Here is a 6,368-nt window from a genome sequence, read left to right on the forward strand (position 1 = left end):
GGAATAGGAATGGAACAATTCCAAATGGACCTAGCTGGTCGTACTTTTACTATTGAGACTGGGGAACTTGCAAAACAAGCTGGCGGTGCCGTAATGGTTGGCTATGGCGATACTCGTGTACTCGTTACTGCTACAGGCTCTAAAGAGGCGAAGGATATCGATTTCTTCCCACTTACAGTAGACTATGAAGAAAAAATGTATGCGGTTGGTCGTTTACCAGGGGGCTTCATTAAACGTGAAGCGCGTCCACCTGAGTCTGCGATCTTGAATAGCCGTTTGATTGACCGTCCTATTCGTCCATTATTTGATAAAGGTGTACGTAACGAAGTACACGTAGTAGCAACAGTTATGTCTGTGGACCAAGATTGTGATCCAGCCATTTGTGGTATGATTGGCGCTTCCGCCGCATTGTCTATTTCTGATGTTCCTTGGAATGGTCCTATTGCAGGCGTTCGTATGGGACGTATTAATGGTGAATTTGTTGTAAATCCAACGAAAGCACAATTAGAAGAAACAGATCTTAATATCGTTGTGGCTGGTACTAAAGATGCTATCCTCATGGTTGAAGGTGGCGCTGAAGAAGTACCGGAAGATATCATTCTTGAAGTTATCATGGCAGCTCACGAAGAAATCAAAAAAATCGTAGCATTCCAAGAAGATATGACTGCAAAAGTAGGTAAGGAAAAACGCGTATTTGAATGTAAAGATGTTCCTGTTGAAATCAGTGATGCAGTTCGTGCCTATGGTCATGATAAACTTGATGCTGCAGTTCGTTGTGCAGATAAACAACAACGCGATGCACAAGAAAGCGAAGTACGTTCAGATGTATTAGCTCACTTTGAAGAAATCTACCCAGATAACTTGGCTGATGTAAATAAAGCATTTGATGCAATGACAAAAGAAATCGTGCGTCATATGATTACTGTTGAAAAAATCCGTCCAGATGGTCGTCAACTTGATGAAGTTCGTCCAATCTCTTGCCGTACAGGCGTATTACCTCGTACACATGGCTCTGGCTTGTTTACACGTGGCCAAACTCAAGTGTTGAATGTCACAACAGTAGCGCCTTTATCCGAAAAACAAACCATCGATGGTCTTGGTGTTGAAACTGAAAAACGTTATATCCATCATTATAATTTCCCATCTTTCTCCGTTGGCGAAACTCGCTCTTCTCGCGGTCCTGGTCGTCGTGAAATCGGTCATGGTGCATTGGCTGAACGCGCGTTGGTGCCTGTGATTCCGAGCGAGGCAGACTTCCCATATGCGTTGCGTTTAGTATCTGAAGTATTGGAATCGAATGGTTCTAGCTCCATGGCTTCCGTATGTGGTTCTACATTGTCTTTGATGGATGCTGGGGTACCTATTAAAGCTCCTGTAGCAGGTATTGCTATGGGTCTTGTAACTCAAGGGGAACATTATACAATTTTAACTGACATTCAAGGCATGGAAGATGCTCTTGGAGATATGGACTTTAAAGTTGCTGGTACAGCTAAAGGCGTAACAGCAATTCAAATGGATATTAAGATTTCCGGATTATCCCGTGAAATCCTTCAAGAAGCATTAGAACAAGCTCACAAAGGCCGCATGCATATCATGGGTATCATGCTTGATACAATTGCTGAACCACGTCAAGAAATGTCTCAATACGCTCCACGTATTATTACAATGAAAATTGATCCTGATAAAATCCGTGACGTAATCGGTTCTGGCGGTAAAGTAATCCGCAGTATCATCGAAGAAACAGGCGCTAAAATTGACATCGAAGATGATGGTACAGTATTTATCGCTTCTGTAGAACAAGAAGGGGCTGCAAAAGCTCAAGAAATTATCACAAACCTTACTAAAGAGGTTGAAGTAGGTGAAGTATACCTTGGTAAAGTAACTCGTTTAATGGCCTTTGGCGCATTCGTAGAGGTATTACCAGGTAAAGAAGGTCTTGTACATATTTCCAAACTTGCGAAAGAACGCGTTGAAAATGTAGAAGACGTAGTAAGTGTAGGGGATGAAATCATGGTAAAAGTTATCGAGATCGATAAACAAGGCCGTGTAAACTTGTCCCGTAAAGATTGTTTAAAATAAGAGGTGTTACATGGATATTCGTGGCTTTGAAGTAGTTTCTGCTTTTGAAGAACAAGATATCAACTTACCAACTCGTAAAACAACTGAAAGCGCAGGTTATGATATTGAATGTGCTGAAGCTGTTACTTTAGAACCTGGTCAAGTGGTTTTGGTGCCAACGGGTATTAAAGCTTTTATGGCATACGATGAATATCTTGCCATTCACATTCGTTCTAGCATGGCTATTAAACGACATCTGGCACTTGTGAATAGTACAGGTATCATTGATAGTGATTACTACAACAATGAGGATAATGAAGGTCATATTATGATTGCCCTTCTTAACTTTGGCAAAGAAACAGTTACCCTTGATAAAGGCGAACGCGTTGCTCAAGGTATATTCTCTAAATACCTTATTACAAACGATGATGATGCCACAGGTGTAAGAACTGGTGGCATTGGAAGCACAGGAACTATGTAAATAATATATGGTTTTGTATAAATTAGTAAAAACCGCTCAACTTTGTTGGGCGGTTTTTGTGTGTTAATTAATCTCTTCAGCTATAATTCTTTTACATAATACTATATAATAATTATTATAGTTAGTAGAAAATTCGGGAGGCTTTATGAAACAGGAGTCTAAACAAAAAAAGAACGTAGGTACATCAGTTATGGGGAATGATATTGAGACTACACAAAATACTATGCATGTATTGGATGAGAATAAGGTACTTAAAAAGAGTTATGAAGATGTAGTATATATTTCTCAACCCTTTGGGGCGACCTCATTGAACACTTTAGCGGCACGAGCTTTGTTATTTGGATTAAATCCAGTGCCTTTAAAAAAGGCTCGTGTCCTTGAGCTTGGATGTTCTTTTGGTGGGAACATTATTTCTCAAGCTTTATATTATCCTGAAGCGTCTTTTACGGGCATCGATTTATCATCTTCCCAGATTAAGATGGGAAATGAACTGATTACGTCGATGGGACTTACCAATATACATTTGATTGAGAAGGATATTCTAGATATTGATGAATCGTTCGGCACTTTTGACTATATTATTGTACATGGGATTTGGTCTTGGGTTCCAGATGTGGTAAAAGATAAAATTCTATCGATCTGTAATAAGAATTTATCCGATAACGGTGTAGCTTATGTATCGTATAATACCTATCCTGGATGGAAACGATTAGAACAGTATCGAGAAATCATGCAATATGCAGAGCAAAAAGAGTTAGAGATGCCGTTGATGGAACGAACTCTATATACGAAGAATATATTGAAGCTCGTAGCTGATACGATGGGGTTGGATAATCGGATAAGTCAAAAAGCGAGCTATAAAATTGATAACATCCAAAATGTGTTAAGCTCTAACGATTATTATGTGGCTCATGAATATTTAGAGCCTTTTAATGATCCTGTATATATACATGAATTTATAAAACGTGCCAATGATCAAGGTTGTGTATATATTGGGGATGTATTTCTTTCACGATCTTTTATAAGTTGGTTACCAGAGGATATTCACGATAATATAGCTCAATTGGCAAATGATGATTATATTGCAAAAGAGCAATATTATGATTACATTTATGATACGCAGTTTAGAATGTCCCTATTAACGAAAGAGAAACATAGTAAAAAGATTGTTCGCAATGAACGAGTTAGTATAGATGTATTATCAAAATTATATTATTGCAGCGTTGTTAATACAGGTATTCCTTCCAATATGACGGATAGTATCCATATTGCTATTAAAGAGGTTATGGATCGGGGTGATATATTTACTGTTCAGGATATAGTAGATCATATACATAGAAAGCTACCTGGTTATACTATAGAAATGGACAGAGTTTATTCTCGTTTACTATATTTAACCATTGTAGATAATCTTGATATGTATGCCGAACCATATGAAAGAGTTGCTTTTGAAGATAATAAGGTGTATATACCTCAACGTTTTATAGATTTTATTTCTACTATAGTAGAAAAGGAGGGCAGCTCCTATATTGGTATAGGCGACATGTATAATAAAGTACAACAAGATATAGATAATGGATTTCTCTTTGTAATAAAGCAAATGGTGAAGCCTACAACAAGAGAAAAGATTCTTGCTATTATGGATGACAATATTACAGTTCAGCGTCATACGCGGGATAATATTGATTTTATTGTTCCTAATAAAGTGTATTTAGAGGAAATTTTACAACGTATAAGAATGCTCGGGTTTTTACATAGAATAGAAGATTAGAGGTATATATGGCAATTAGTAAGGAAATTCAGAAATCCAGTGAAATGAAATTTAACGGTAAGTTGATTCAAGTTACCTATGATATAGCCGATGTGAACGGAAAGGATGCATGGCGTGAGGTTGTGCATCATCCGGGTGCTACAGCGATTGTGGCAGTAACAGAGGATAATAAGATTGTTATGGAACGTCAATTTAGATATGCTTTACAACAGACGCTACTGGAGGTACCAGCAGGAAAATTGGATCCAAATGAAGAACCGATTGTTTGTGCTAAACGGGAGCTTGCTGAGGAAACCGGCTATCGTGCAGCTCTATGGATTTCGTTAGGTACAATTGCTACGAGTCCTGGTTTCTGCAATGAAGTATTACATTTATATCTTGCGAAGGACCTTACCATGGGGGAAACCAATTGGGATCCTGATGAATATGTGGAGCTAGAATACTACACATTGCCAGAACTATTGGAGGCTATCAAGAATGAGGCTATTAAGGATAGCAAATCTTTGGCGGCCCTCATGCTTGCTATGCCATATCTTAAGTAATTTTTAGAAATGTTATCTCTCAATATAATATGTATTTTATTAATTCATATTGATAATTTTAACTGTAATATGTTACAAAGTATTTTTACATTATATGAGTAACTAATCTCATATAGATTTAGGAGTACATATGTATAATCGAATTATTCTACTAGTAATGGATAGTGTCGGCGTAGGGCATGCAGCCGATGCGATTAAATTTGGCGATGAAGGTTCGAATACATTAGGACATATCGAAGCTGTAGTAGGACCTATTCGCTGTCCAAATTTAAAATCTCTAGGTTTAGCTAATATTGCTGATATATCAGCGTTTGATGAGCCTGTAATTGGCGCTTATGGTCGTATGGCTGAAACGAGTACTGGCAAAGATACGACAAGTGGTCATTGGGAGATGATGGGGCATCCTGTAACAGTGCCATTTCCGACATTTTATGATGGATTTCCGAAGGAACTGATGGATGCTTTCACAAAAGAAACGGGTTATGGATTTCTTGGTAATGAGGTAGCCTCTGGAACGGAAATTATTGAACGCCTCGGAGAAGAACATATAAGAACTGGTAAGCCAATCGTATATACATCGGCGGATTCGGTTTTTCAAATTGCTGCGCATGAGGATATCATTCCCTTAGAAGATTTGTATCGCATGTGTCAAATTACACGGGATAAAGTATGTGTCGGTGATTATTATGTGGGGCGTATTATAGCTCGGCCTTTTGTTGGTACACCAGGTCATTTTGTACGCACCTCAAATCGTCATGATTACAGTCGTATGCCTGAAAAGAAAATGGTGCAACAAGAGTTACAAGACGCAAACATTCCAACAGTGGCAGTGGGCAAAATCGGCGATATTTATGCTCATGTTGGCTGGGATGCATCATATCCGACAAAGTCTAACGCGCATGGTATGAACGTAGTTCCTTATCTGTTGGGCCAAAGCTTTACACGGGGGTTCATGATGGTCAACCTTGTTGAATTTGATAGTCTGTACGGTCATCGGCGCAATGTAGAAGGGTATAAGCGTGCTATTGAAGACTTTGATTACCAATTAGGCGGTTTGTTGGACTTGCTTAAAGATGATGATTTACTTCTCATCACTGCAGATCATGGGAATGATCCGACTTGGAAAGGTACAGATCATACGAGAGAAATGGTGCCTTTGCTAGCTTATAGTCCAAGTATGAGTCATTCCGTAGCTTTGGGTGATAGACATAGTTTTGCGGATATAGGCGAAACAGTATTACAAAACTTTGGATTGAAACAATGGGGGATTGGTTCTTCATTTCTTAATTCTTTGAAAGTGTAGCTTTGTATAGAAACTATTTCTTATATATAATTGAATATAATCTTATAATACTGTTATCAAAAAATTGTATGGATAATTTGTTATAATTAAATTCATTTATTTTGTTCTTTTTCATACCTACTAAATCATATACCAATGGAATGTGTACTTTGGGCCATTTTTCCTTAAAAAAATACAGAAAAAATAGCTATTAGTTGATTATATATAATCAAC

At 38.0% G+C, this 6,368-nt stretch carries 5 protein-coding genes; all 5 read left to right on the forward strand.

Annotated elements, in window-relative coordinates; all coding sequences use genetic code 11:
• Positions 1-9 precede the first annotated feature (9 nt).
• The 5 genes from HMPREF1865_RS00250 (at position 10) to HMPREF1865_RS00270 (ending at position 6,155) form a co-directional block, all read left to right on the forward strand.
• Entirely contained in the window at positions 10-2,079 is a 2,070-nt protein-coding gene (locus HMPREF1865_RS00250) for a polyribonucleotide nucleotidyltransferase (RefSeq protein WP_060918819.1), read from the forward strand.
• A gap of 10 nt (positions 2,080-2,089) precedes the next feature.
• On the forward strand, positions 2,090-2,539 hold the full coding sequence (gene dut, locus HMPREF1865_RS00255; RefSeq protein ID WP_060918820.1) for a dUTP diphosphatase: 450 nt from the start codon (positions 2,090-2,092) through the stop codon (positions 2,537-2,539).
• Positions 2,540-2,684: 145 nt separating this feature from the next.
• Entirely contained in the window at positions 2,685-4,310 is a 1,626-nt protein-coding gene (locus tag HMPREF1865_RS00260; protein WP_060918821.1) for a class I SAM-dependent methyltransferase, read from the forward strand.
• An 8-nt stretch (positions 4,311-4,318) separates the two neighbouring features.
• Positions 4,319-4,852 carry an NUDIX hydrolase gene (locus tag HMPREF1865_RS00265; RefSeq protein WP_060918822.1) on the forward strand — a complete coding sequence of 178 codons (534 nt, stop codon included), beginning with the start codon at positions 4,319-4,321 and terminating at the stop codon, positions 4,850-4,852.
• 130 nt (positions 4,853-4,982) lie between these two features.
• On the forward strand, positions 4,983-6,155 hold the full coding sequence (locus tag HMPREF1865_RS00270; protein ID WP_060918823.1) for a phosphopentomutase: 1,173 nt from the start codon (positions 4,983-4,985) through the stop codon (positions 6,153-6,155).
• The last annotated feature ends 213 nt before the right edge of the window (positions 6,156-6,368 follow it).

It is taken from the genome of Veillonella parvula (assembly GCF_001553335.1).
Lineage (GTDB): Bacteria > Bacillota > Negativicutes > Veillonellales > Veillonellaceae > Veillonella > Veillonella parvula_S.

Bases quoted from the DNA above. Each gene is read 5' to 3' on its own strand.
- HMPREF1865_RS00250 (WP_060918819.1), top strand. From the start codon at position 10: ATGGAACAATTCCAAATGGACCTAGCTGGTCGTACTTTTACTATTGAG.
- dut (WP_060918820.1), top strand. From the start codon at position 2,090: ATGGATATTCGTGGCTTTGAAGTAGTTTCTGCTTTTGAAGAACAAGAT.
- HMPREF1865_RS00260 (WP_060918821.1), top strand. From the start codon at position 2,685: ATGAAACAGGAGTCTAAACAAAAAAAGAACGTAGGTACATCAGTTATG.
- HMPREF1865_RS00265 (WP_060918822.1), top strand. From the start codon at position 4,319: ATGGCAATTAGTAAGGAAATTCAGAAATCCAGTGAAATGAAATTTAAC.
- HMPREF1865_RS00270 (WP_060918823.1), top strand. From the start codon at position 4,983: ATGTATAATCGAATTATTCTACTAGTAATGGATAGTGTCGGCGTAGGG.